The sequence below is a fragment of the Pleomorphomonas carboxyditropha genome (genome assembly GCF_002770725.1).
In the GTDB taxonomy this organism is placed as follows: domain Bacteria; phylum Pseudomonadota; class Alphaproteobacteria; order Rhizobiales; family Pleomorphomonadaceae; genus Pleomorphomonas; species Pleomorphomonas carboxyditropha.
This window is the reverse complement of sequence record NZ_NQVN01000027.1, coordinates 1-23555: the sequence shown is the minus strand read 5'-3', so window position 1 is coordinate 23555 and position 23555 is coordinate 1. Positions and strand designations below refer to the sequence as shown.

The 23555-nt window shown below is 68.1% G+C and carries 20 protein-coding genes and 1 pseudogene; 4 read left to right on the top strand and 17 right to left on the bottom strand.

Features of this window, described 5'->3' with window-relative positions; genetic code table 11:
• Positions 1 to 183: 183 nt before the first annotated feature.
• Together CJ014_RS24020 and deoC are read left to right on the top strand one after the other, a co-directional pair.
• Positions 184 to 2292 (top strand): EAL domain-containing protein, encoded by a 2109-nt coding sequence (locus CJ014_RS24020; protein WP_165790971.1) that lies wholly within the window; start codon positions 184 to 186, stop codon positions 2290 to 2292.
• 144 nt (positions 2293 to 2436) lie between these two features.
• Positions 2437 to 3111, top strand: coding sequence for a deoxyribose-phosphate aldolase (deoC, locus tag CJ014_RS24015; RefSeq protein ID WP_100083038.1), 675 nt, complete (start codon positions 2437 to 2439; stop codon positions 3109 to 3111).
• Between the two features lie 66 nt (positions 3112 to 3177).
• Here the strand turns inward: deoC and CJ014_RS24010 are convergent, their stop codons facing one another.
• On the bottom strand, positions 3178 to 4128 hold the full coding sequence (locus CJ014_RS24010) for an aldo/keto reductase (protein WP_100083037.1): 951 nt from the start codon (positions 4126 to 4128) through the stop codon (positions 3178 to 3180).
• A gap of 185 nt (positions 4129 to 4313) precedes the next feature.
• Positions 4314 to 5996 carry a methyl-accepting chemotaxis domain-containing protein gene (locus CJ014_RS24005; RefSeq protein ID WP_133121929.1) on the bottom strand — a complete coding sequence of 561 codons (1683 nt, stop codon included), beginning with the start codon at positions 5994 to 5996 and terminating at the stop codon, positions 4314 to 4316.
• Positions 5997 to 6182: 186 nt separating this feature from the next.
• On the opposite strand from CJ014_RS24005, the gene CJ014_RS24000 reads away from it, so the two are divergent.
• On the top strand, positions 6183 to 7175 hold the full coding sequence (locus CJ014_RS24000) for a LacI family DNA-binding transcriptional regulator (RefSeq protein ID WP_100083067.1): 993 nt from the start codon (positions 6183 to 6185) through the stop codon (positions 7173 to 7175).
• Between the two features lie 90 nt (positions 7176 to 7265).
• On the opposite strand, the gene CJ014_RS23995 is transcribed toward CJ014_RS24000, so the two are convergent.
• The 14 genes from CJ014_RS23995 to CJ014_RS23930 form a co-directional block, all read right to left on the bottom strand.
• A complete protein-coding gene (locus CJ014_RS23995; protein ID WP_100083035.1) occupies positions 7266 to 8063 on the bottom strand; it encodes a transporter substrate-binding domain-containing protein in 798 nt (265 codons plus the stop codon).
• A gap of 16 nt (positions 8064 to 8079) precedes the next feature.
• The gene (locus tag CJ014_RS23990; protein ID WP_100083034.1) at positions 8080 to 8997 is read right to left on the bottom strand and encodes a glycosylasparaginase; all 918 of its coding nucleotides are present in this window, start codon (positions 8995 to 8997) and stop codon (positions 8080 to 8082) included.
• Between the two features lie 3 nt (positions 8998 to 9000).
• Positions 9001 to 9735 carry an amino acid ABC transporter ATP-binding protein gene (locus CJ014_RS23985; RefSeq protein ID WP_100083033.1) on the bottom strand — a complete coding sequence of 245 codons (735 nt, stop codon included), beginning with the start codon at positions 9733 to 9735 and terminating at the stop codon, positions 9001 to 9003.
• Positions 9735 to 10406: an amino acid ABC transporter permease gene (locus CJ014_RS23980; protein WP_100083032.1), complete on the bottom strand. Its 672-nt coding sequence runs from the start codon at positions 10404 to 10406 to the stop codon at positions 9735 to 9737. The genes CJ014_RS23985 and CJ014_RS23980 overlap by 1 nt, the downstream gene beginning before the upstream one ends.
• Complete coding sequence (locus tag CJ014_RS23975) at positions 10406 to 11068, bottom strand: amino acid ABC transporter permease (RefSeq protein ID WP_100083031.1); 663 nt, start codon at positions 11066 to 11068, stop codon at positions 10406 to 10408. The genes CJ014_RS23980 and CJ014_RS23975 overlap by 1 nt, the downstream gene beginning before the upstream one ends.
• A 237-nt stretch (positions 11069 to 11305) precedes the next feature.
• A complete protein-coding gene (locus tag CJ014_RS23970; RefSeq protein ID WP_100083030.1) occupies positions 11306 to 12229 on the bottom strand; it encodes a LysR family transcriptional regulator in 924 nt (307 codons plus the stop codon).
• A 69-nt stretch (positions 12230 to 12298) separates the two neighbouring features.
• Positions 12299 to 13273 carry a quinone oxidoreductase family protein gene (locus CJ014_RS23965; RefSeq protein WP_100083029.1) on the bottom strand — a complete coding sequence of 325 codons (975 nt, stop codon included), beginning with the start codon at positions 13271 to 13273 and terminating at the stop codon, positions 12299 to 12301.
• A 13-nt stretch (positions 13274 to 13286) separates the two neighbouring features.
• A complete protein-coding gene (locus CJ014_RS23960) occupies positions 13287 to 13691 on the bottom strand; it encodes a carboxymuconolactone decarboxylase family protein (RefSeq protein WP_100083028.1) in 405 nt (134 codons plus the stop codon).
• 9 nt (positions 13692 to 13700) lie between these two features.
• The gene (locus tag CJ014_RS23955; protein WP_100083066.1) at positions 13701 to 14546 is read right to left on the bottom strand and encodes a branched-chain amino acid aminotransferase; all 846 of its coding nucleotides are present in this window, start codon (positions 14544 to 14546) and stop codon (positions 13701 to 13703) included.
• Positions 14547 to 14581: 35 nt separating this feature from the next.
• Positions 14582 to 16069 carry a sugar ABC transporter ATP-binding protein gene (locus CJ014_RS23950; RefSeq protein ID WP_100083027.1) on the bottom strand — a complete coding sequence of 496 codons (1488 nt, stop codon included), beginning with the start codon at positions 16067 to 16069 and terminating at the stop codon, positions 14582 to 14584.
• Positions 16066 to 17145, bottom strand: a complete 1080-nt coding sequence (locus CJ014_RS23945; protein WP_100083026.1) for an SMP-30/gluconolactonase/LRE family protein — start codon at positions 17143 to 17145, stop codon at positions 16066 to 16068. The genes CJ014_RS23950 and CJ014_RS23945 overlap by 4 nt, the downstream gene beginning before the upstream one ends.
• Positions 17146 to 17148: 3 nt before the next feature.
• On the bottom strand, positions 17149 to 19353 hold the full coding sequence (locus CJ014_RS23940; protein WP_100083065.1) for an ABC transporter permease: 2205 nt from the start codon (positions 19351 to 19353) through the stop codon (positions 17149 to 17151).
• Between the two features lie 158 nt (positions 19354 to 19511).
• The gene (locus tag CJ014_RS23935) at positions 19512 to 20537 is read right to left on the bottom strand and encodes a sugar ABC transporter substrate-binding protein (RefSeq protein WP_100083025.1); all 1026 of its coding nucleotides are present in this window, start codon (positions 20535 to 20537) and stop codon (positions 19512 to 19514) included.
• Between the two features lie 129 nt (positions 20538 to 20666).
• Positions 20667 to 21647 carry an ABC transporter permease gene (locus CJ014_RS23930; RefSeq protein WP_100083024.1) on the bottom strand — a complete coding sequence of 327 codons (981 nt, stop codon included), beginning with the start codon at positions 21645 to 21647 and terminating at the stop codon, positions 20667 to 20669.
• A gap of 521 nt (positions 21648 to 22168) precedes the next feature.
• Between CJ014_RS23930 and CJ014_RS23925 the strand changes: the two genes are divergently transcribed.
• Positions 22169 to 23185, top strand: coding sequence for a LacI family DNA-binding transcriptional regulator (locus CJ014_RS23925; protein ID WP_100083023.1), 1017 nt, complete (start codon positions 22169 to 22171; stop codon positions 23183 to 23185).
• A gap of 231 nt (positions 23186 to 23416) precedes the next feature.
• On the opposite strand, the pseudogene CJ014_RS28235 reads toward CJ014_RS23925, so the two are convergent.
• Positions 23417 to 23555 (bottom strand): annotated as a pseudogene (locus tag CJ014_RS28235) (IS110 family transposase); the annotation flags it as partial.

Below are 23555 nucleotides of genomic sequence, written 5' to 3'. Positions count from 1 at the left end.
TGCGACCCCGGAAAGCTGTCGGGGGAGAATGACAGCAGCAGCGTGACAGGGCGGGCGATAGTCATGGCAGTTGAGCCGATCGCAGGCGAGAAACAAGTCCGATCAGCGGAGACACAACCGGGCGCGGCATCGGCGTCGGCCGTCCCCGGACCTGACAATACTCGGTCGCCCGGCCGTCAATCCTTGCCGGTCATCGAGATGATGGGGCGCTTTGCCGCCTGGCCGCCGATGACCGCCCTGCGGCGCGCCCTGCTGCTGTCGCTGCCGTTGGTGCTGGTCGGCGCCTTCGCCCACTTCATCGACGCCTTGGCCTCGTTTCCCTTCGCCGTCGCGTTCCCGGCCGAACTGATCGAGGTGGTACGCGCCGTCTGCGGCGCCATCGTCGGCGCCACCTTCGGCCTTGTGGCGCTGGTGGCGGTGATCGGCTTCTCCTATTCGCTGGCCGCCGAGACGGGCAGGCGTGCCGATCCCCACCCGGTCAACCCGGTAAGCGCCGCCGTGGTGGCGCTGTCGTGCTTCTTCATCGTGGTGGCTCCCGACACGCTGGACGGCTGGAAGGAGGCGCTGTCGTCGGCACGCGGCTTGCCGGCGGCGCTGGTTGTCGCGGCCGGCGCGAGCGGCCTGTTTCTGTTTCTCGCCCGGCGCCCGCGGTTCCGCCTCCGGCTGCGCGGATTCGGCGCCGATCCGCTGGTCGGCGACCTGCTCTCCATATTGCCGGCCGCCGCCGCCACGGTCGCCGTCTTCGCGCTGATCCGGCAGGCGCAGGTCGGGCTCGGCGGCGCCGACCTGACGACCGCCCTGTCGGCCGCCCTGTCGGCCCCCTTCGCCAACGCCGAACCATCGGCGCCGCTCGTTGCCGGCTACTCGCTGATGAGCCAGGTGATCTGGTTCCTCGGCGGGCACGGGGCCAACATGATGGGGCCGGTGCTGGAACGGATCGTCGCGTCGGCCGGTGGCCACGCGGGCGGGCCGGCCGGCGTCGTCACCTGGAACTTCTTTTCGGTCTACGCCGGCCTCGGCGGCTCCGGTTCGACCCTCTGCCTGATCGTCGCCCTGCTGTTCGCCGATCGCGAACCGTCGGCCCGCCGCCTCGCCTGGCTGTCGCTGCTGCCGGCGCTGATCAACGTCAACGAGCCCCTGGTGTTCGGCCTGCCGCTGATCCTCAACCCGATCTACGCCGTTCCCTTCATCCTCACCCCCGTCGTCCTGTCGCTGCTCGGCTATTTCGCGACGATCGTCGGCTTCGTGCCCGTCGCCGGCCAGGCGGTTCCCTGGACCATGCCGCCCCTCGTCAGCGGCTATCTGGCCACCGGCTCGTCGGCCGGGACCGTGGTGCAGCTCATGGCGCTGGCGACCGGCACCCTCATCTACCTGCCCTTCGTGCGCATCGCCGCCCGGCTGCGACGCGCCGCCAATGCCGAGGCGATGAAGACGCTGCTCGACGCCTCGGAGGCCGATGAGGCGGTGCAGGGCTATCGGCTGATCGGCCTGCCCGGCCCGGCCGGGCGCTTCGCCGGCGCGCTGGCCAGCGACCTCGGCGAGGCGCTCGGAGCGGCGGACCAGATCTATCTTCAATATCAGCCGCAGGTCTGCGTCGACGAGCAGCGGGTGTTCGGCGTCGAGGCGCTGCTGCGCTGGGATCACGAGATCTACGGCCCCATTCCGCCGTCGGTGACGGTGGCGCTGGCCGAGGACATGGGCGTCGTCGACCGGCTGGGCGAGCGGGTGCTGCGCATGGCCTGCCGGCAGCGCGCCGCCTGGGGCGACGCCGTACCCTCGGACCTCATCGTCTCGGTCAACGTGTCGCCACGCCAGTTGCAGGCGGCCGACTTCGACCGGACGATCTTCCGGATTCTCGCCGAGGAAGGGCTCAAGCCCAGCCTTCTCGAACTCGAGATCACCGAATCGACGTCGCTTGCGCCGGCCGTCCAGGCTCTCGGCGCCCTGCTGCGGCTGCGCAACGCCGGCGTCCGCATCGCGCTCGACGATTTCGGCATGGGCCACACCTCGCTGCACTACCTGCGCGAGCTGCCGCTCGACACGCTGAAGATCGACCGCTCCCTCACCTTCACCAGCCAGGGCGACCTCAACGAGCACGTGATCCGGTCGATCGTCGCGCTCAGCCGCACCCTCGGTCTCAGGGCGGTGGTGGAGGGGATCGAGCAACCCGAGCAATTGCCGCGGTTCATCGATCTCGGCTGCGGCCGCTTCCAGGGCTATCTTTTTTCCCGGCCGCTCGGCAGCGGACCGTGCCTCGACTACATCCGGGCCAACGCCGGCGCCGCCGCCTGAGCACCGGCCGCGGCGATGCCGTCCGGACCCGTCTGGGACGGAGGCCGAAAGCGTGCTACCAAACGCGGGAATGGTCGCGTGGATTTCGCCGCAAGGCGGATCCGCTTTCCGGTCCGATGCTCTGGCGCAACGATGGGAGGCACGATGTCCATCACCTCGTCGGCGGCGCTCGCCGCCATCATCGACCATACGATCCTGCGCCCGGATGCCACCGAGGCCGACGTCGAGCAGTTCTGCGCCGAGGCGTTGCAGTGGAGCTTCGCCTCCGTCTGCGTCAATCCGCTCAATATCCCGCGCGTCGCGGCGGCCCTCGGCGGTTCGCCGGTGAAGGCGTGCTCGGTGGTGGGTTTCCCGCTCGGCGCGACGTCCACCGACGTCAAGCGCCGCGAGGTGGAATGGGTGGTCGCCGAGGGCGCCGCCGAGGTGGACATGGTGATCTCCATCGGCACGCTGAAGAGCGTCGGCGCCGGCCCGGTCGGCGAGGAGGTCGCCGCGCTCAAGGCCGCTTGCGGGACGGCGCTGCTCAAGGTGATCCTCGAGACGGCTCTCCTGACCGACGCGGAAATCGTCGCCGCCTCGCTCGCCGCCGAGGCGGCGGGCGCCGATTTCGTGAAGACCTCCACCGGCTTCACCCAGAAGGGCGCCACCGTCGAAGCGGTGGCCCTGATCCGCCGCACGGTGCGGCCGGACATCGGCGTCAAGGCATCCGGCGGCATCCGCTCGTTTGCCGAGGCCATGGCGATGGTCGGGGCCGGGGCGAGCCGCATCGGCACCAGCCGCGGCACCGCGCTGATGCGGGAAGCGCATTTCGGAGCGTGAGACCGGCGGAAAAAATGCCGCGCCGCCCGGCCGGGGCGTCGCGGCATTCCCTCATGCAACGGCGGCTCAGGCGCTCGCCTTGTCCAGCAGCTCGATCTCGGCCGGCGTCATGTGCAGCGTCGCCGCGCGGGCGAAGCTCTCGACGTGCGGCACCTTGGTGGCACTGGCGATCGGCGCCGTGATGCCCGGCCGCGCCATCAGCCAGGCGAGCGCCACCTCGGCCGGCTTGGCGTGGTGGGTTTCGGCCACCTGGTCGAGCGCCGCGAGAATCCTGAAGCCGCGCTCGTTCATGTATTTCTCGACGCCGCCCGCCCGGCTGCTGCCCTCGAGGTCGGCGGCGGACCGATACTTGCCGGAGAGGAAGCCCGAGGCGAGGCTGTAGTAGGAAACGACGCCGATGTCCTCGTGCATGCACAGGTCGCGCAGCGCGCCGTCGAACTGGCTCCGCTCGGCGAGGCTGTAGTTGGGCTGAAGCACCTGATAGGCCGGCAGGTGCCGCTCTCGCGACACGGCGAGCGCCGCCCCGAGCTGCTCGGCGTTGACGTTGGAAACGCCGATGGCCCGCACCTTGCCCGCCTTGATCAGCTTGTCGTAGGCGCCGAGCGTTTCCTCGTAGGGGGTGTCGTCCGGCCAGTGGGAGAAGTAAAGGTCGACCTGATCGATGCCGAGCCGGGCAAGCGACCGGTCGATCGCCTGCAGGATCCATGTCTCGGCGAGGCCCTTCTCGCCGGGCCGGCCGAGGTCGGAGCCGACCTTGGTGAAGATCTTCAGCTTGTCGCGGACGCCCGGCCGCGCCTTCAGCCAGCGGCCGATGATCGTCTCGGATTCGCCGCCCTGATTGCCGGGCTTCCAGCGGGAATAGGCGTCGGCGGTGTCGATGGCATCGAAGCCGTGGTCGACGAAGGCGTCCAGCACGTCGAAGCTGGCCTTCTCGTCGATGGTCCAGCCGAAGACGTTGCCGCCGAATACCAGCGGCGCGATATCGAAGCCGGTTTTGCCGAGCGGGCGCTTTTTCATTTTCCTCTCCGGTCGCTGAAGCATCGGACCGAAAAGTGGAATCCGGCTTTCGGTCCGATGCGCACACAAAAATCTGCAGCGGTCCGCCTCGGGCCGCGTCTTCCTCGGAGGGATTATAGGAGGGCGCGCGCCGCCCGTCATGTCCGCGCTTCGACCAATCCACGGCAAGCCGACCGGCGGCAGGCTCAGAACAGCACGTCGTCGAACAGGTCGTCGTTCGCCGGCGCGGCCGGCGCCGGCGCGTTGCCGGCCCCGAGGATCGCCCGGTGAATATCGCGCTCCGCCGCCATGGTGTAGACGGCGAGCAGCCGCTCGGCGAAGCCGGCGTGCGCCCCGGCGTCCTCCGCCGGGCCGGGATGGTCGTCGCTGCCGAACAGCCGGCGGCAGGTCTCCAGATGCTCGCCGAGGTCCTTGGCGAAGTCGATGTCGCGGGCGATGTGGCCGATGCGTTCGGCAATGGCATTGCCGCTTTCCGCCGCCTCTCCGAGGTGATGGTTGGTGCGCTGGCTGGCCTCGCGCAGGGTGGCGACGGCGCCGTCGATCTCGCCGACGATGTCGACCCGGCGCTCTCCATCCTCGGCATCGATGCCGGCCGCCGTCTCCCGCATCGCCGACAGGCGTTGCAGAATGTCCTCGGCGGCGACGCCGAGCCTTGCCGCATAGGTGTTCATCTCGGCCGCCACCACGCCGACGGCGCGGCCCTTCGCTCCCAGGCGGTTGCTGCGGAGGTAGGCGTTGATGGCAAGGCAACGGATGTCGTCGCGAACGCTGCGGATGTTGCCGATGTTGCCCATGTTGCTGAGCAGTTCGCTGGCGACCTGGCTGGTGGCGGCATAGGCGGCCGCCGCGAGCGCGCCCGATCGTTCGATGTCGCCGACCACGCTGCGCGCGAGGCTGACGCCCTCCTCGATCGCCTGCATGGTTTCGCCGCCGCCGCGGCCCGCCTTGCCGTTCAGCGCCAGCACGCGCTCCGCCTCGCCGGCCAGTCCCTCGATGGAGGCGACGACCACGTGCGTCTGTTCGGTGAAGTCCTTGATCAGCGCCGAGGTCTGGGCGGCCAGCAGCCGGACGGCGGCCCGGGTGAGCGCCTCTGCCCGCCGTTCCGAATCGCAGCGGGCGAGCTCGTCGAGCAGGATGGCGATGCCGGCCTGCACATGCTCGATCCGCTGCCGGGCGACATCGCCGATTTGCAGCGCCGACAGCACTTTGCCGACCTTGTCCTGCACCGATCTGGCGACGTCGGCTGTGCCGGCGGCGAGCCGCCTGAGGCTGGCACGGCGGCTGACCACCGCGTCGAGCGCGTCCGTCAAGGTGGATGAAACGGCCGACACCTGCGCCTCGAGGCCGGTGCCTTTGCCGCCGGCGCAGGCCGCGGCGAGCTGGGCGCTCAGTTCGCCGACCTTCGCGGCGAAAACGTCGATCTGGCCGATCGCCGATCCCACGTATTTGTCGACGTCGTCGGCGAACTGGGCGAATTCGGCAACGCCGGCGCCGGCGATGCGGGTTTCCATGGCGCAGGTGGTGAGATAGCGCAGCGAGCGCTGCATGTCGCGGGTGCGCGGGGTGATCGCTTCGCCGTCGGCGAGGATCGACGCGAGGCGCTGCCCGGCGGCGGCCTGGCTTTCCATGAGATCGGTGAGGCCTTGCAGCGTGGCGGTCAGCCGGGCGGCGGCCTCGTCGCAGGCGTGGTCGTCGAGCGCGCCGGTGATGCCGTCGATCGCCGCGAGAAGGCGCGCGACGATGTCGTGGGCGGCCATCAGCGCCTTGCCGCCCTCGACGAAGCGGTCCTCGATCCGCGAGCGGGCGGCCTCGAACTGATCGGATATTGCGCGCAGGTCGGGTCGGCGGGACATACCGTCGGAATTCACGCTGCTACTCCTGTCTTGACCGCATGGTTCCAGAAAAGAGTGAAATATCGGTTCACCACCCCCAGTCGTCCGGTCCGTGACCGATCGCCGGTCGGCCGGCGGATATGGGGCGCAACGACGCTTTCCACCGTGCCGCCAATCATGCGATAAGCCCTCGCATCCCTTCCGGAACGGACCTTGCCGACCATGACCGAAAAGCCGCCTCGTGAGGGCAAGCGACCGACGATCGCCGACGTGGCGCGCGCGGCCGGCGTGGCGCCGGCCATCGTGTCGCGCGCCCTGTCGCCGAGCCGCCGGCCGGTGTCGCTCGAAAAGAAGGAGCGGGTGCTGAAGGCGGCGGCCGAGCTCGGTTATCACCAGAACCCCCTGGCGCGCGGCCTCGCCACCAAGTCGATCGACCTCGTCGCGGTCATCATCAACTATCTCAGCGACCTCTCCGACCTCGACCTGTTCGATCCGCTGCTCGACGCCATCCAGTCGCTCGGCAAGCAGGCGATCCTGATCCGCGTCGGCCGCACCAAGCGCATCGACGATTTCCTGCGCAATTCGCTGAGCTACCACGTGCACGCCGCGCTGGTGTTCTCCGACTTCGCCGACGCCGGCGAGGTACGCGCCCTGTTCCACAGCGACAACGTGCTGATGCTGAACGGCCGCTTCGACGCCGAAAGCGCCCGCATCCGCATCGACGAGCAGAGCGGCATCGACGAGCTGGTGCGGCACGCCCGCGGCCGCGGCGTCGGCAGCGCCGTGCTGGTCACCGGGCGCGTGAGCTCGCTGGTCGAGGAAGCGCGGATCGCCGCCTATCGGTCGGCCTGCGCCGCCGCCGGCGTCCGCCTTCTCTCCGAGGTGGGCGGCGACTATTCCTATGGCTCCGGCGTCAAGGCGGCGGCGGTGATCGCCGTGGCGATGCCGGAGGCCGTGTTCTGCACCTCGGATTCCATGGCGATGGGGGTGATGGACGGCCTGGCCCGCGCGGGCCGGCGGCCGCCCGCCGACTACCTGCTCTATGGCTTCGACGCCGTCGACAAGGGCAATTTCGCCGCCTACGACATTTCCAGCGTCGGCTTCGATCGCTCGGCGCTGGTCGCCGGCATCCTCGCCTATCTCGGGGCGCCGGAGGAGTTCCCGGCCGCCGGGCTCGACATTCCCACCCGCTTCATCGCCCGCGGCACCGGCTGAGATGCTTTGGGCCAAAGAAAAACCGGCGCCAGCTTATGCCGGCGCCGGGGTAGGTCCGCGATCGCTAATCGGCGAACTGTCGCCGCCTCCTTACCAGAGTGGGGTCAGCGCCGGCGGGTTGGCCTTCTCGCCCCACCACTTCTTGTAATTGGCCTCATAGGCGCCCGACTGGATGTAGTCGGAGACGAACATGTCGACCCAGCGCTGCAGGTCCGGATCGCCCTGGGCGATGGCGATGCCGATCGGGTCGTTGGAGTAGAGGCCGGGCAGGGTGGTGAGCGACGGATCCTTGGTGGCGAGGTAGTCGAGCATCGACGAATCCTCGATGCCGGCGTCGACGCGCTTCTGCTTCAGGAGCAGCACGCCGTCCGGCGAGAAGTTGTCGGTGTAGACCAGCTCGGCGTCCGGCACGGCGCGCTTCAGGAACGTCTCGCCGGTGGTGCCGCGGCCGACCACCACCTTCTTGCCGGCGAGGCCTTCGAGCGAGGTGATGCCGGCATCGGCCTGCACGATGATGCGGAGGCCGGCGCGGTTGTAGGGGATCGAGAAGCTGACCGCCTTGGCGCGGGAGAGCGTCGCCGAGGTGTTGGCGACCACGAGGTCGAGCTGGTTGGAGACCAGCATGGAGACGCGGGCGTCGCCCGAGACGTCGGTGAACTCGGGCTTCACGCCGAGCTTTTCGGCCAGGAGGGTGGCGACGTCGACGTCGTAGCCGACCGGATTGTTCTGGTCGTCGCGGAAGCCGATCGGCTCGCCGCCCAGCGACACGCCGATGCGGATGACGCCGGCGTCGAGGATTTCCTGCAGCTTGGAGCCGGCGCTGGCGGTGCTGGCCAGCGCGAGGCAGACGGCCGCGGCGGCGAGGGTTGTCTTCAGAAGCCGATGCATGATGTGTCTCCTGTGGTCAAAGCTGTTCCGATTGCCGCCGCTCGGGCGCGGCCATGCCGGGTTCCCAGAACCAGTAGGATACCGGCTTGCCGCCCCTCAGCGTGACGACGCGATGCTTGTTGTTTTTGTCGAGCGCATGGATGACCACCTCGCCGATGAAGCCACCCTTGAGGGCGAGGAGGTCCTCGGCGGCGCGCTCCACCGCCGCATCGAGGGAAAGGCCGAATTTCAGTCCCTGCACCACGGCGTGCGAGGTGGCGCAGCGCATGGTCATCTCGCCGGTGTGCGTGCAGGCGGCGGCGCCGTAGCGGCTGTCGGCATAGAAGCCGGCGCCGGGGATCGGGCTGTCGCCGAGCCGGCCGGGATATTTCCAGGCCCAGCCGGAGGTCGAGGTGGCGACGGCGGCATTGCCGCCGGCGTCGATGCCGAGGAAGACGGTGGTGTCGCGCACCCGCTCGGGATCGGTGATGGCGTTGGACAGCGGGATCAGCGGCACGTCGGGGAAGGCGGCGCGCGCCTCGTCGTCGAGGAGATCGTCGAGCTTCTCGCGCCATACCCGCTTGCTGTCGGGGTGCAGCACGTCGTCCTCGGTGAAACCGATTTCATTTGCGAAACGGCGGGCGCCCTCGCCGGTCAGCATGACGTGCGGCAGGCGGCGCATCACCTCGCGGGCCAGCGCGGCGACGTGCAGGGTGCGCGGCACGGCGCCGACGGCGCCGACAGAAAGCGTGGTGCCGTCCATCACCGCGCCGTCGCATTCCATGTCGCCGACCATGTTGGGCCAGCCGCCGTAGCCGACCGAGCGGACGCTCGGCGCCGCCTCGACATGGCCGATGCCGGTCACCAGCGCGTCGAGGGCGGCGCCCCCGGCGAGAAGGCTGTCGACGGCATGGGAGAAGCCGGGCTCGGCCTCGGTGTTGGCAAGCAAAATCAAGGCTCAGTCCTTCTTCATCTTGGACAGGAACTGCCGGATGCGCGGCACCGCGAGGCCACCGTCCTCGGCGAAGAACGCCGCCGTCGGCAGGTCGACGATCAATTCGCCCTGTTCCAGGAAGACGATGCGGCTCGAAATATGGCGGGCGAACTCGATCTCGTGGGTGACGAAGACCATGGTGGTGCCGTCGGCGGCCAGTTCGGCGAGGATGCGCAGCACGTCGCCGGTCATCTCCGGATCGAGAGCGGAGGTCACCTCGTCGAGCAGCAGGTAGCGCGGCTGCATGGCAAGCGCCCGGCAGATGCCGACGCGCTGGCGCTGGCCGCCGGAGAGCTGCTGCGGATAGGCATCGGCCTGGGCCCCGAGCCCCACCTTGTCGAGCAGCGCGCGGGCGCGCGCCTCGGCTTCGGCCTTCGGCAGCTTCAGCACCTCGATCGGCGCCAGCGTGATATTCCCAAGCGCCGTCATGTGCGGGTAGAGGTTGAACAGTTGGAAGACGGTGGCTGACGCCCGGCGGGCGGCGACGAGGCCGGCCTTGGTGGAAACGTCGTGGCCGTCGACGGTGATCCTGCCGCCCGTCAGCGCCTCCAGGCCGTTGATGCAGCGGATCAGTGTCGACTTGCCCGAGCCGGAGGCGCCGAGGATGGTCACCACCTCGCCCGGCTCGACCCGCAGGTTGACGCGCTTCAGCACGAGGGCGTCCCCGAAGCGCTTCTCGACGTTTTCGGCGACGATCATCAGATGCCTCCCCATTTGACGGACCTGCGGAGCGCCGCCTCGATGCGGCCGCCGGCATGGGCGAGCGTCTTCGCCGCGAGATAATAGATGAGGCCGATCACCGCCCAGACGATGAAGGGCTGCAGCGTCCTGAGGTTCAGGATGTTGCCGATCTTGGTGAGGTCGAACACGCCGATCACCGAGATCAGCGATGTCACCTGCAACTGGTTGACCAGGATGCCGACCAGCGGCCCCACCGAGAAGGCGGCGGCCTGCGGCGCGATGACCAGGCGCAGGATCTGCGATCGGCCGAGGCCGAACACCTCGGCCGCTTCGATCTGGTCGCGGTCGACGGATTCGATGCCGGAGCGGAAGACGACGAAAGCGAAGGCGGCGGTGTTGAGGCTGATGGTCAGCGTCGCCGCCTCGACCGGCGTCATGCGGATGTGCAGGAAGGCGGGAATGCCGAAGAACACCAGGAAGAGCTGCACCAGCACCGGCGAATTCTTCAGCGCCTCGGTGACGAGCACGATCACCGGCCGGCAGCCGGGGACGCGATAGTGGTGGACGACGGCGAGCAGCAGGCCGATCGTCAGGCCGATCAGCGTCGTGCCGATGAACAGGGCCAGCGTGACGCCGAGGCCTTGCAGCAGAAGCACGATGTCGTAGGGCGTGAAGTCGGCGTAGCGCATCAGCCCCCCGTCATGAAGCGGTTGAGGCGGCGATGCACCGCCGAGATGGCGAAGGAGAGCAGCGTCGTCAGCGAGGCGTAGAGCACCAGCAGCACCGCATAGACCTCGAAGGGCTTGAAGGTGGTGGCGGCGACGATCTTGGCGGCGCCGGTCAGCTCGTTGACGGTGATGGTCGACAGGATCGACGAGGTCAGCACCAGGTTGATCAGCACCGAGCCCATCGGCCGCACCGAGACGCGCAGCGCGATCGGCAGCACCACGCGGGTGAAGATCTTGACCCGGCTGAGGCCCGACACCTTGGCGGCATCGATCACGCCGGCATCGACGGTCAGGATGCCGGAGAGGATCACGTCGGAGACGAAGGCGCCGCCGGCGATCGACATGGCGATGACGCCGGTCTCGAAGGCGCCGATGTAGATGCCGAGCTCGGGCAGGCCGTAGAAAAAGAAGAACAGTTGCACGAGGAAGGGAACGTTGCGGAACACGTCGCCATAGGCGTTGGCGGCGCCGCGCACCAGCCTGTTGCCCGACGAGCGCATCGAGGCGGTCAGCGCGCCGAGCAGCACCGCGCCGGCGATGGCCAGCAGGCAAGCGGCGATCGTCAGGGCGAAGCCCTGCAGCAGAAAGCCGATGTAGGGCTCGATCACCCTCCAAAAGCGCACGAATGTTCCCCCGCCGTTTTTATTGTGAAAGCGGTTTCATTTTTTGTACGGACGATTCCGGAGGCTGTCAAGCAAACGGGGCAGGCGGCACCATCACCGAAGCCGCGTGAGCGGCTTCCGGCGCCAAGCGGCGCCGCGCGGAGCGGGCCTGACGTGGCGAGCATCGCCTCGTCAGGCGCAAAGCGGAGCGGAAGCCAAGGACCGGAGGTCCGCCGGCGACTGAGGCGGAAAATACTTTCAAGCGACCGCTGCGGTCCCCGATCCTTGATCCTGCTCGCGGGCGATATGGGCGGCCAGGGCGTCGACGAAGCGGCGGCCGTAGGCCGGCAGCGGCGTCGAGCGCGACCAGATGGCGGAGATCTCGAATTCGACCGGCCGTCCGTCGATGGCGATCGGCCGGACGGTCAGGTCGGTCTTCAGCGCCCGGATGGAGGACGGCAGCACGGCGACGCCGACGTTGCCGATCGCCATGGAGAACACGGTATGCGGCGAGCCGCTTTCGAGGGCGACGCGCGGCTCCAGCCCGGCGAGGCGGCAGGCGGCGTCGAACATCTCGCGGCTGACGTGGCGGCGGTTGAGCAGCAACAGCGGATGGGAGCAGACATCGGCGATGTCGATCGGCGCGCCGCTCCTGCCGATGCGCTCCGCCGCGCCGATGGCCAGCACCGCGAGATGGCAGAGCGGCCGCGCCTCGACGTCCGGCGTGCGGGCATAGCTGGAAGCATTGATGGTGAGCTGCACGACGCCCGACATCAGCTTGGCGTCGAGGTCGGCGCCGCCGCCTTCCTCGAGCCGGATGTCGACGCGCGGATGCTCGTCCTGCCACTCGCGCAGGAAGTCGGGAAAATAGCGCTCGATGAGCTGCGAGCAGGCGCCGACCTTGAGGACGCCCGCCTCGCCCTTCTTCAGCTCTTCGGCCGACAGCCGCAGATTCTTGGTGGCGATCAGCACCTCGTTGATGCGGGCGCGCAGCGCCTCGCCCTCGGGCGACACGCGGATCTTCTTGCCGATCCGCTCGAACAACTCCACCCCCAGCGTCTGCTCGACGCTCTGGATCTGCCGCGACAGCGCCGACTGGGTGATCGACAGCCTGTCGGCGGCGATGGTGAAGCTGCCGCATTCGGCAACCGTCATGAAGCTTTGCAGCAGCCTGTCGTCCATGGCCCGGCTCCCATTGGGAATAAGCCTTACGTCCTACACGGACCGGCCATTCCCCTCAAGGGAGGAGCGTCATACCGTCAGCACCGACGCGCCGGTGGTCGCCCGTCCTTCGAGGGCGCGATGGGCTTCGGCGGCCGCCGACAAGGCAAACCGCTGGCGCACCTCGGCCGTCACGGCGCCGGAGGCGAGGCGGCCGAACAGGTCGGCGGCCCGCGCTTCCAGCTCGGCCCGCTCCTCGATGAAATGGAACAGCATGGGTCTGGAAGCGGAAAGCGATCCGCCCTGCGCCAGCATCGACAGCGAAAAGCCCTCGATCGGCCCCGACGACTGGCCGAAGGAGACGAAGGCGCCGCGCTTCCGGAGGGATTTCAGCGAGCCGGTCCAGGTGTCGCGGCCGACGCTGTCGTAGACCACGTCGCAGCCGCGGCCGTCGGTGATGCCAAGCGCCGTCGCCACGAAGTCGTCGCGGCGATAGTCGATCACATGGTCATAGCCGTGGGCGCGGGCGAGTTCGGCCTTCTCGGGCGAGCCGACGGTGCCGATGGTGGTGGCGCCGAGCGCCTTCAGCCATTGGCCCATCAGGAGGCCGACGCCGCCGGCCGCCGCGTGCACCAGCGCCACGTCGCCGGCCTTCACCGGAAAGGTCGAGGTGACGAGATACTGCACGGTCAGCCCCTTCAGCATGACGGTGGCGGCGATCTCGTCGGAAATGCCGTCGGGCAGCCTGACCAGCCGGTCGGCGGCGATCAGCCGCCGCTCGCGGTAGGCGCCGAGCGGCGTCGTGTAGGCGACCCGGTCGCCGGCCTTCAGTCCCTCGACGCCCGGCCCGACGCTCTCCACCACGCCGGCCGCCTCGGCGCCGACGACCAGCGGCGCCTCTGGCCAGGCGTAGAGGCCGGAGCGATAGTAGGTATCGATGAAGTTGACGCCGACGGCGGTATGGCGCACGGCGGCTTCGCCGGCCGCCGGCGCGCGGTCGGCAACCTCCTCCCAGCTCAGCGCCTCCGGACCGCCGGGTGCGCCGAGCAGCATGGCTTTCGACATTCTGGCTACCCCGTCAGGCCTGGAATTCCGGATCGACCGGGATTTGCAGCGCCTGCACGATGGCGTTGGTCTCCGACGCCATGCCGATGACCGACAGCAGTTCGGCGTGCATGCCCTCGGTCATGCCCTTGGCCTTGGCCTGCGCCGTATGCGAGTGGATGCAGTAGCTGCAGCCGTTCACCGTGGAGACGGCGACGTAGATCATCTCCTTGACCACCGGCGACAGCTCGCCCGGCGCCACCATCACCTCCTTGAGGCTGGCCCAGGTGCGTTCGAGAAGCTGCGGCTGGTTGGCGAGGCCGCGCCAGAAGTTGTTGACGAAGTCCGACTTGCGGGTGGCGCGGATGTCGTCGAACACCGCCTTGACGCGCGGATCGGCCTCGACCTCGGCGTCGGTCCAGAGTTTCACGGTCGTCATGATCAATCCTCAGCGGTGGGCCCAGGCCCAGTAGAGCTCGCGCGCCTTGCGGCCCTTGGGGCCGAAGACAAGCGCCTTGTCGTCGAAGCCGATCACCGGCACCACCTTGGAGATGTTGCCGGTCGAGAAGATTTCGTCGGCGGCGCGGAAGTCGTCGACCGACAGGGTGATCTCGTGGACCGTCTCGCCGGCTTCGCGCAGCAGGCCGATGACGCGCTTGCGGGTGATGCCGGCGAGGAAGGTGCCGTTCGGCACCGGCGTGAAATATTCGCCGTCCTTCACCAGGAAGACGTTGGCGGTGGCCAGTTCCGCGACGTTGCCGGCGAAATCCTGCACCAGCGCGTTGTGGAAGCCCTTGGCGTGCGCCTCGCGGATCATGCGGGCGTTGTTGGGGTAGAGGCAGGCCGCCTTGGCGTTGGTCGGCATGCACTCCACCGTCGGCCGGCGGAACCGCGTCGTGGTGATGGTGAAGCCCGTCGGCTCGACCATCGGCATTTGCTCGAGGCAGAGCGCGAAGTCGGTCGAGGCGGGATCGGCGGCCACCACCGACGCGTCGCCTTCCTCGGCCCAGTACATCGGCCGGATGTAGACGGCGGGATTGGGGCCGAACTTCTTGAGGCCGTCCTGCGTCAGGCCGATGATGTCGGCGTCGCTGAGCGTCGGTTCTAGGCCGAGGTTCCTGGCCGACTGGTTGACGCGCGCCGCGTGCAGGTCGAGGTCGGGGGAGACGCCCTCGAAGGCGCGGGCGCCGTCGAACACCAGCGATCCCAGCCAGGTGGCGTGCGAATTGGCACCGAGCACGCGAACGTCGCCCTCGTGCCAGGCGCCGTGGTAATAGGTCCAGATATGCGGCATGGTCTTGGCTTTCCTCTTGTCGTTGCGCTTTCCCATCAATGGACGGAAGCGTACATGATGCGCTCCTCGCTGGCATCCAGCGGGGAAAATTCCTCGACCACGCGGCCCTGGCGACAGACCAGGATGCGGTCGGAGAGTTTCAGGATTTCCGGCAGGTAGGAGGAGATCACCACCACCGCGAGGCCGTCGTCGGCGAGCTTCTCGATCAGGTGATGGATCTCGGCGATCGCCGCCACGTCGACGCCGCGCGTCGGCTCGTCGAAGATGACGAGGCGCGGGCGCTGCACCAGGCCCTTGCCGATCACCACCTTCTGCTGGTTGCCGCCGCTGAGCTCGACGACGCGGGCATCCGGGTTGATGGCGCGAATGCTGAGCGTCCGGCTCCAGCTCTCGGCAAGGCGGGTCATCTCGGCGCGGCTGACCACCGGCAGCCTGTTCTGGCCGGCGGCGAGGTGGCCCGAATAGAGGTTCTCGGCGATCGACATGGTCTCGAAGAAGCCTTCGAGCTTCCTGTCCTCGGTGACGTAGACGATGCCGTCGCGCATCGCCGGCCGCGGCGTGTTGTAGCGCACCGGCCGGCCGTCGAGCGCCACCTCGCCGCCGCGGTTGAAGTCGCGCTTCATCACGCCGGCGACGATCTTGGCCGTCTCGGTGCGGCCGGAGCCGACCAGGCCGAACAGGCCGGTGATCTGGCCGGCGAACACCGAGAACGACGTGTTCTTGACGATGGCGCCCATCGAAAGGTCCTGCACCGACAGCACCTTGTCGCCGGCCGGGCGGACGGCCGTCTTGCGCGCCGCCTCGCCGCCGAGGAGCGTCCGGCCGACCATGGCGCGGACGATGGTCTCGCGGGTGAAGTTGGCGGTGACGTCGGTGACGACGCGGGCGCCGTCGCGCATCACCGTGATGCGGTCGGAAATCTCCAGCGCCTCTTCGAGGGCATGGCTGATGAAGATCACCGCCACCTTGCGTTCCTTGAGCCGGCGGACGAGGGCGAAGAAATGCCGCTTCTCCTCGGGCGTCAGCGTCGCCGTTGGCTCGTCGAAGATGATGACCCGCGCCTTGAGGCGCACGGCGCGGGCGATCTCCACCATCTGCCGCTTGGCGGCGCCGAGGGTGGCCACCGTCGCCGTCGGATCGACGGTGAAGTTGAGCGATTGCAGGAACTGCTGCGCCGAGATGGCGACGCCGCGCAGCCGGTTCAGGAATTTCTCGTCGCCGAGATAGAGGTTCTGCGCCACCGTCATCGACGGCACCAGCGAGGTCTCCTGGAACACCATGGCGATGCCCTGCCTCAGCGCATCGGCCGGCCCCTCGAAGCCGAGCGGCTGGCCGTCCAGCAGTATGTCGCCCGACGACGGCGGCACCACACCGGCGATCATCTTGGTCAGCGTCGACTTGCCGGCGCCGTTCTCGCCGAGAAGGGCGTGCACCTCACCCTCGGCGATGTCGAAATCGACGGCGTCGACGGCGAGGTTGCCGCGATAGCTCTTGGAAAGGGCGCGCGTCTCGATCAGCGTCATGCCGCACCTGTCTCGATTTCGAGCACGGCGTTGCCGCCCCGCGAGGCGGCGAACAGCACGCCGCCGATTTCCGCCATGTCCTTGATGCCGTGCCGGCGGCCGTCGGCCCGGCTGTGCAGGCTCGATACCGGCCGGAAACGGTCGTCGAGCCGGGCGATCAGGCCGTAGGAACGGCCCGGCGCCCAGGGCTTGCGCACGCCCATGGTGACGACGCCGCCGCATTGCAGCGGTTCGAGGAAGGAATTGCCCGAGCTCATCTGCGGCGCGATCCACAGGTCGCGCGCAATGCCGGCCATCATGTCCTCGCGATAGGCGCGCTCGCTCAGCACCAGCTCGACGAGGCGGTTGCGCGGCGCCATCAGCGCCAGCCAGGCGCCGCCGCCGGCCGCCCGCGTCAGCCGGGCCGGGTAGCCGGGCAGATTGGCAAGGACGGGCTGCGGCTTCGATCGGCCGTCGCCGGTGATGCGCACCAGCCGATGGCGCGAGGCTTCCGACACGATCAGCGACCGGTCGGGCTCGACGAGAAGGCCGGCCGGCCAGGCGAGGCCGTCGGCGACGATCCGGCCGTCGCCCTCGACAAGATCGAGCCGCAGCACGGCGCCGCTCGCCCCGTGCGCCATCAGGTCGCTCTGCCAGTCGTCGGCGGAAAAACGCGCCGACCCGTCGGCAACATAAAGGACGCCGTCGCCGACCGTCGCGAGAGCCGTCGGCGCGTGAACGCGGCGGCCGGCCACCTCGGTGACGACGCGCCCATCGAAGCGGCCGCCAAGGATGCGCACCTCACCGGCCACCAGCGCAATGGCGAGGCCGCCGTCCGGAAAGGCCGCCAAGGCCGAGATCGGGGTCTCGAAGCGATGGAGCGGCACCGGCGCGCCACCCTCCAATGGGAAGGCGAGAAGGTCGGCGCCGGAGGCGACCAGCAGCCGCCCCTCGTGAACGAGCAGCGCCTCCGGGTGCGCCGCCTCGGCGAAGGTTTCGGCGGTTTCCAGAAGCGTGTTGGGCCGGAAGGCGCCGTCCATCGGCGGGATGGTGACGGCCTTGCCGCGGAAGGGGTCGAGAAGAGCGTCCCACCACATATCCTAGGCCCTCCCTTCGGGAAGGGCGGTTTCGGCGCTGTCGCGCCGCCTCGCCGCTTGGCTCGGGTCGCCTTCAGCGACGGGGGGCGTCTTGCCGCTCCAATAGGACTTCCAGCTGGTCCATTCCGAATCGGCGCCGGGAATCCTGAACCGGCCGATGCGGTTGTTGAGGATGCCGCCGACGAACAGCTCGCCCTTGTGCTCGCGCATCGAGGTGACCATCGGATGGCTCTTGCCGGTGAGGTCGCCGAGCGTGCCGACGATGCGGCCGGTCTCGTCGAACTTGATGACGCCGCCGGTGTTGATGTTGGGAAACAGCCAGTCGTCGCCCGGCAGGCGGCGGGTCATCCGCTTGCGGAAGCCGGGATGGCGCAGCGACAGGTCGAAGGTCGGCGTGCGCACGCCGAGCCAGGCCATCCAGTAGCAGCCGTCGGAGGCGCGGTTGATGTTGTCGGGATAGCCGGGCATGTCGGCGATCAGGCATTCCATGCTGCCGGCCTTCGGTCCGTCGATCCAGTAGCGGTGCACCGAGCAGGCCCAGCTCTCGGCGATCAGGATCGAGCGGCCGTCATGGGCAAGGCAGACGCCGTTGGCATAGCGCAGGCCGTCGCGCACCGTCTTCGTCTTGCCGGTCTTCGGGTCGTAGACCAGCAGGCGGCCGGTCGGCCGGCTCTCGATGGAATCGAGCACCCAGTCGTGGGCGTCGTAGCGGGTGGTGGAATCGGTGAACCAGATGCGGCCGTCCGGACCGATGTCGCAGTCGTTGGGGTCGCGCAGGCGGGCGTCGTCGACCACCGAGGCCCACGAGCGGTTGGTCTCGGTGGACAGCCGCGTCACCTCGCCGTCCTTGGCGATGGAATAGAGGCCCATGGCGCCGACGCAGGTCTTGATGGCGCCGTCGTGGTCCATGGCGAGGCCGAGCGGGAAGCCGCCGATATGGGCGAACACTTCCGAGCGCCGGTAGTCGGGCGCGAACCAGCGGACGATCTCGCCGTGGCGGGTGCCGGCATAGAGGTTGCCGTCCTCGTCGAGGATGACGTCCTCTGGTCCCTCCACCTCGCCGAGGGCGATCGGGGAGGCGTCCGACAGGCGATCGTTGAGCGCATAGGCGCCGCCGCCGTTCGGCAGCGCCGATTCGTCGCCGCTCATCCGGTGATGGACGGGCGCCACGTAGACCTCGGCCAACACCTTGTGCCGGTTCTTCGCCCAGCGGATGTCGAGCACCACGGCGAAGGCCAGCATGAAGCCGAGCACCAGTTGGTTGGAGCCGGTGCCGTAGCCGAGGCGGATCAGGCCGTTGGTCATGGTCAGCACGGCGACGGCGCCCATCAGCCCCTTGGCGATCGAACCGCGGCCGCCGCCCAGCGAATTGCCGCCGACCACGGCGGCGGTCAGCGCGGCGAGTTCGAGGCCCGAGCCGGTGCCGGGACCGGCGCCCGACAGGCGGGCGGCGAACAGGAAGCCGGCGATGCCGGCGCTGAGGCCGGAGATGACGTAGGTGAGGAACACCGTGCGGCGCACCGGAATGCCGGCGTTGTAGGCCGAGCGCCGCGAGCCGCCGACGGCGGAGATATGCCAGCCGAGCCGCGAGCGGCTGAGCAGCACGTGGGCGAGCAGGGCGAAGACGCCGGCGATCAGGATCGACACCGGCAGGCCGCCGAGCGAACCGGTGCCGATATAGTCGAACCGGTCGTTGAGGACCGGCGACATCTGAAGTTCTCTGCCCCAGGCGATGATCAGGATGTCGTAGAGCGACCGGCCCATGATCAGGGTGACCAGCGTCGTCAGGAAGGCGCGCAGGCGCAGGTAGCCGATCAGCACGCCGTTGAAGGCGCCGCACAGGCCGCCGGTGGCGATCGCCAGGACGAGGGCGAGCGAGGCCGGCAGTTCCCAGAGATAGATGCCGACCACCGACATGAACACGGACAGGGCGTAGATCGAGCCGACCGACAGGTCGATGCCGCCGCCCAGCATGACGATGGTCAGGCCGATGACGACGATCAGGAACTCGCCGAGCTGGCGCGTCGTGTCGAGCAGGCTGGCCGGCGCGAAGAAGCCGTTGATCGCCGTGCCGAAGATGGCGATCACGGCGGCGAGCAGCAGGAAGGGCACGAGGTTGTCGGCCCAGCGCTTGGTGAGGATTTCGCCGACGAGGTGGGAGGGGATCGCGTTGTAGATGAGGCGCGACAGGCTCTCGGGTAGGCGCATGGAGACTTCCACCTGATCGATCGGCCGGCCCATGGCCGGATCGGAATGGTCCGCGTCCGCCATCCGGGACGACGGATGGAGGCGGCCGCTGGCTCGGCCGCCTCCTCGTTGACGCGCGTGGGTCCCCGGCTCGAACAGGGAGGACCGCCGTGCGTGCCTTACTTGGCGAGCGCCGCCTCGGCGGCCTGCACGTCCTTGAGGCTCCAGCAGGTGCCGGGCTTGAGATCGGCCTTGGTGGTGGCGGTCTCCAGCGTATAGATCCAGCTCTTGGCCTGGCCGGGCTTGAGGCCGGACTGGAGCAGGAACTTCAGGAGCGCCGAGATGTCGCGCGACTGGCCCTTGACGTCGGTCATGACCACGGCGTGGAAGGTGCCGTCCTCCAGCGCCTTGCAGTCGAGCTCCTCGCCGCCGCCGGTGGTCACCAGCTTGACCTTGTCGGTGAGGCCGGCGTCGCGGATGGCGGCGGCGGTGCCGGCGGCCGTGTTGTCCCAGAAGTCGATGATCGAGCACACTTCCGGATGCTGCTGCAGCAACGTCGTCGCCACGTTGCGGGCGGTGGTGACGTCCCAGTTGCTGTCCGGCGCGCCGACGATCTCGAAGTCCGGATGATCCTTCAGCACCTTGGCGATGCCGGCATACTGGTCGAGCGACGACGAGTTGACCTGGTCGCCCTGGATGAGGCCGATCTTCTTCGACGAGCCCTCGCCGCAGGCCGCCACGGCCGCCTTGGCCTCGAGCTCGCCGAGCGTCTCCCAGTTGGAGCCGACGAAGGCGTCGGAGGCGAAGTTGGAGCGGTTGTCGACCTGGATCACGAAGATGCCGGCGTCCTGCGCCCGCTTGAACAGCCTGGAATAGGAGGTGAGGTCGGGCGTATGGACGAGGATCGCCGCCGGCTTGTCGGCCGAGGAGATCAGATCGGTGATCGCCTGGGCGCCGGCCGCCGTGTCCCAGTTGGGATCGCGGGTTTCCCAGACGCCGCCGAAGCCGCGCACTTCGGTGCCGATATAGTGGTTCCAGCCCTGCGCCAGGTCGAAGCCGAGGGCGAGCGGGATCAGTACCACCTTCTTGCCGGCGAGCGACTGCTGGACGTAGGCCGGGCCGGGGTCGCCGGTTTCCTGGGCGAATGCGGGCAGGGTGGCGAGGCAGAGGGCAGCGGCAAGCGCCAGCGTTGTCTTGATGGTCATGAGTGGTTCCTTTTCAAGGGGTTCCGACCCGGTGAGTGCATCGCTTCGCCCCCCTCGAGCCAAGCGATGGATTTCCAATTCCCGTCCCCTTTCCGGTGGCCGCATCGCGCTGCGGCCGCCGGAAGCGGATCAGATGTCTCCCTGCTGCCCGACCTGCTCGTCGCGCGGGTTGAGGCGGCTGTCGACGATGAGGGCGACGAGCAGGATCGTCGCCTTGATGAGGTTCTGGTAGATGTTCGGCAGGTCGAGGATGGTCATGCCGTTCAGCATGATGCCGATGAGGAGGGCGCCGATGACGACGTTGCGCATGCCGCCCTTGCCGCCCGAGAGGCCGATGCCGCCGATCACCACGACGAGGATCACGTCGTAGAGCAGCGTCGAGTTGACAACGCGGGTGTTGATCGACTGCAGGCCGGCGGCGGTGATCAGGCCGGCCAGCCAGGCGATCAGCGCCGACACCACATACTGGCCGATCACCATCGGCCGCACCGGGATGCCCATGGTGCGGGCGGCCTCGAAGTTGTCGCCCATGTAGTAGACGTAGCGGCCGAACTTGGTGAAGCGCAGCGTCAGGAAGCTCAGGAAGGCGGCGACGGCGAACATCACCACCTCGATCGGCATGTGGGCGAGCCGCGCCTGCCCGAACTCCAGGATGAACGACGCCGACGGCGGCACCGGTATGGCGTCCTGCACGATGAAGCGCGATCGGACGAGGCCGAACACGAAGCTGGCGGTGGCCAGCGTGGCGAACACCGGCGGCACCTCGGCATAGGCGATCAGCAGGCCGTTGATGATGCCGACCGCCACCACGCCGGCCAGCACGATGGACGTGGCGATGAGCGGCGAGGTGCCGGCGTTCATCATGGCGAGCTGCCAGGCGGTGGCCATGGCCATCACCGCCACCATCGAGAGGTCGATGCCGCGGCCGATCACCACGACGCCCATGCCGACGGCGAGGATGCCCAGCACCGATACCGAGCGCAGGATCGCCACCAGGTTGTTCGGCGCCAGAAAGCCGTCGAGAAGGACGGCGTAGGCGGCGAACAGCACGATGGCGAACAGGAAAACGATGCGCTCCTGGCTGAGCGTTCCGGACTTCAGGACGGACATGCCGCCAACTCTCTTTGCTGAAAACGCAGTCAGCCTAAAAGCCCGCCATAAATGCGTCCAATGCAAATTTCGGATCGAAATCGATGCGGAACGGGAATAGATGCGGCGAAAGGCGCAAGAAACGCAAAGCAAGTGCGGCGCGAGCGAATTTCGTGGAATGGCTTTGCGCCGAAAAGGCGTCCAGGGATCATAAGTTTTTTGGCACGTGGCGACGGAGGGCCGGACTTTCTTCCGGGCTTTCTCCCTCGCCATGCCCTGAGACGGGCATGCCCGCATCCGCCGCATTTCCCCGGTGAGGACGCCTCAAATTCAGCCGGCATGTTTTTTACATGCGGAAAATTAGAACTTGACGCAAGAAATGCCGGCTGCGAAATTCGCCAGTCGAGAAGCGCACTTGGCCTTGCCGGCCTTTGGGCGGCAATCTGCCGATTGGCGTCCCGCCATGGAAGCATCTACAATGGCCGTGGTGCTCCGGTTGTGGGTGGAACGGGGATGGCAGAGTGACCACGACGATCCGAACGATGGAAGAGTTTTCCGATTATGTCGGACTGTCTCGGCCAACCGTCTCCCGCTATTTCAACGATCCCAATTCCGTCCGCCGCCAGACGCGGGAAGCCATCGAGAAGGCGATCCGGGAATCCGGCTTCCGGCCCAATCTGTTCGCCGTCAACCTCAACCGCCGGCGCACCAATATCCTCGGCATCATCATTCCCAACTCGACCGACGTGTTCTACATGGCGCTGACCCGCCGCATCGAGGTGCTGGCCGAGGAAGCGGGCTATCTCGCCTTCGTGCTGTCGTCGGACGGCAAGCCGAAGCTGGAGGAGCGGGCGATCGAGACCTTCAAGGCGATGAACGTCGCCGGTGTCGTCATCGCGCCGCTCGGCGTGCAGTCGCATCACGACAAGCTGGCCCGGCTCGGCGCCAGCATCCCGCTGATCTACGTCGACTCGCAGCTCGACGCCGCCTCGGCCTTCGTCGGCACCAACAACCGCCAGAGCTTCCGCCTGATCGTCGACTACCTGTCGCGCTCGGGCGACGCGCCCTGCTATTTCGGCATGCCCTCGGTCAACCGCAACGCCACCGAGCGCCGGGAGGCCTATCGCCTCGCCATGGAGGCGCTGAAGCTGGAGCCGCGCTACGTGGCGACGCTGCCGGATACCTCCTGGGATTTCGAGCGCTTCGGCTTCACCGAGGCGGTCCGCATGCTGGGCGAGGGCGGCTTTCCGACGCGCACCGTGCTCTGCGCCAACGACCGCATCGCCTTCGGCGTGCTGGCCGCCGCCTACCAAGCCGGCCTCAAGGTCGGCCGCGGCGACGATTGCGACCTGCGCATCGCCGGCCACGACGACCACCCGCTGTCGCGCTACACCTGCCCGCCGCTGACCACGGTGGCGCAGAACTACAACGAGATCGGCCGCATCGCCATCGAGCTGCTGCTGCACAAGATCAACGCCCGCTTCGACGAGGACGTCGAGCCGCAGCCGAACGAGCGCGTGCTGCTCAACGCCGAGATCATGCTGCGCACCTCGGCCTGACCACGTATCCGGGGCAAATTCCCGGGCCAGCTTGAGAAACGCCGCTTGGAAAGCGGCGGCAATGTTCATCAGGCAATTGAAATGGCATAATCCCGCCCATGCGGGACCGGAAATATTGCGCCAGCGTGCCCGGAAATCAGCGTGCCCGGAAATTTGCCTCCGGTACCAGTGTGCCCGACCTATCCCTTTGTTCCTCATATATAAAGCTATCATCCTCATATAAAGCTGTCATCAACTCTGTTTTGCGTTGAGGTCTCTCAGTTTTGCATTGAGGATGACGATGATCTTTCTCATGAGAGCTCCGATGGCGACGATTGGCTTTTTTCCGTTTTGGACAAGGCGTTGATAGACCTCTCGTAATGGCCCCTTG

Bases quoted from the DNA above. Each gene is read 5' to 3' on its own strand.
- deoC (WP_100083038.1), top strand. From the start codon at position 2,437: ATGTCCATCACCTCGTCGGCGGCGCTCGCCGCCATCATCGACCATACG.
- CJ014_RS24010 (WP_100083037.1), bottom strand. From the start codon at position 4,128: ATGAAAAAGCGCCCGCTCGGCAAAACCGGCTTCGATATCGCGCCGCTG.
- CJ014_RS24000 (WP_100083067.1), top strand. From the start codon at position 6,183: ATGACCGAAAAGCCGCCTCGTGAGGGCAAGCGACCGACGATCGCCGAC.
- CJ014_RS23995 (WP_100083035.1), bottom strand. From the start codon at position 8,063: ATGCATCGGCTTCTGAAGACAACCCTCGCCGCCGCGGCCGTCTGCCTC.
- CJ014_RS23985 (WP_100083033.1), bottom strand. From the start codon at position 9,735: ATGATCGTCGCCGAAAACGTCGAGAAGCGCTTCGGGGACGCCCTCGTG.
- CJ014_RS23980 (WP_100083032.1), bottom strand. From the start codon at position 10,406: ATGCGCTACGCCGACTTCACGCCCTACGACATCGTGCTTCTGCTGCAA.
- CJ014_RS23970 (WP_100083030.1), bottom strand. From the start codon at position 12,229: ATGGACGACAGGCTGCTGCAAAGCTTCATGACGGTTGCCGAATGCGGC.
- CJ014_RS23965 (WP_100083029.1), bottom strand. From the start codon at position 13,273: ATGTCGAAAGCCATGCTGCTCGGCGCACCCGGCGGTCCGGAGGCGCTG.
- CJ014_RS23960 (WP_100083028.1), bottom strand. From the start codon at position 13,691: ATGACGACCGTGAAACTCTGGACCGACGCCGAGGTCGAGGCCGATCCG.
- CJ014_RS23955 (WP_100083066.1), bottom strand. From the start codon at position 14,546: ATGCCGCATATCTGGACCTATTACCACGGCGCCTGGCACGAGGGCGAC.
- CJ014_RS23950 (WP_100083027.1), bottom strand. From the start codon at position 16,069: ATGACGCTGATCGAGACGCGCGCCCTTTCCAAGAGCTATCGCGGCAAC.
- CJ014_RS23945 (WP_100083026.1), bottom strand. From the start codon at position 17,145: ATGTGGTGGGACGCTCTTCTCGACCCCTTCCGCGGCAAGGCCGTCACC.
- CJ014_RS23940 (WP_100083065.1), bottom strand. From the start codon at position 19,353: ATGCGCCTACCCGAGAGCCTGTCGCGCCTCATCTACAACGCGATCCCC.
- CJ014_RS23935 (WP_100083025.1), bottom strand. From the start codon at position 20,537: ATGACCATCAAGACAACGCTGGCGCTTGCCGCTGCCCTCTGCCTCGCC.
- CJ014_RS23930 (WP_100083024.1), bottom strand. From the start codon at position 21,647: ATGTCCGTCCTGAAGTCCGGAACGCTCAGCCAGGAGCGCATCGTTTTC.
- CJ014_RS23925 (WP_100083023.1), top strand. From the start codon at position 22,169: ATGGAAGAGTTTTCCGATTATGTCGGACTGTCTCGGCCAACCGTCTCC.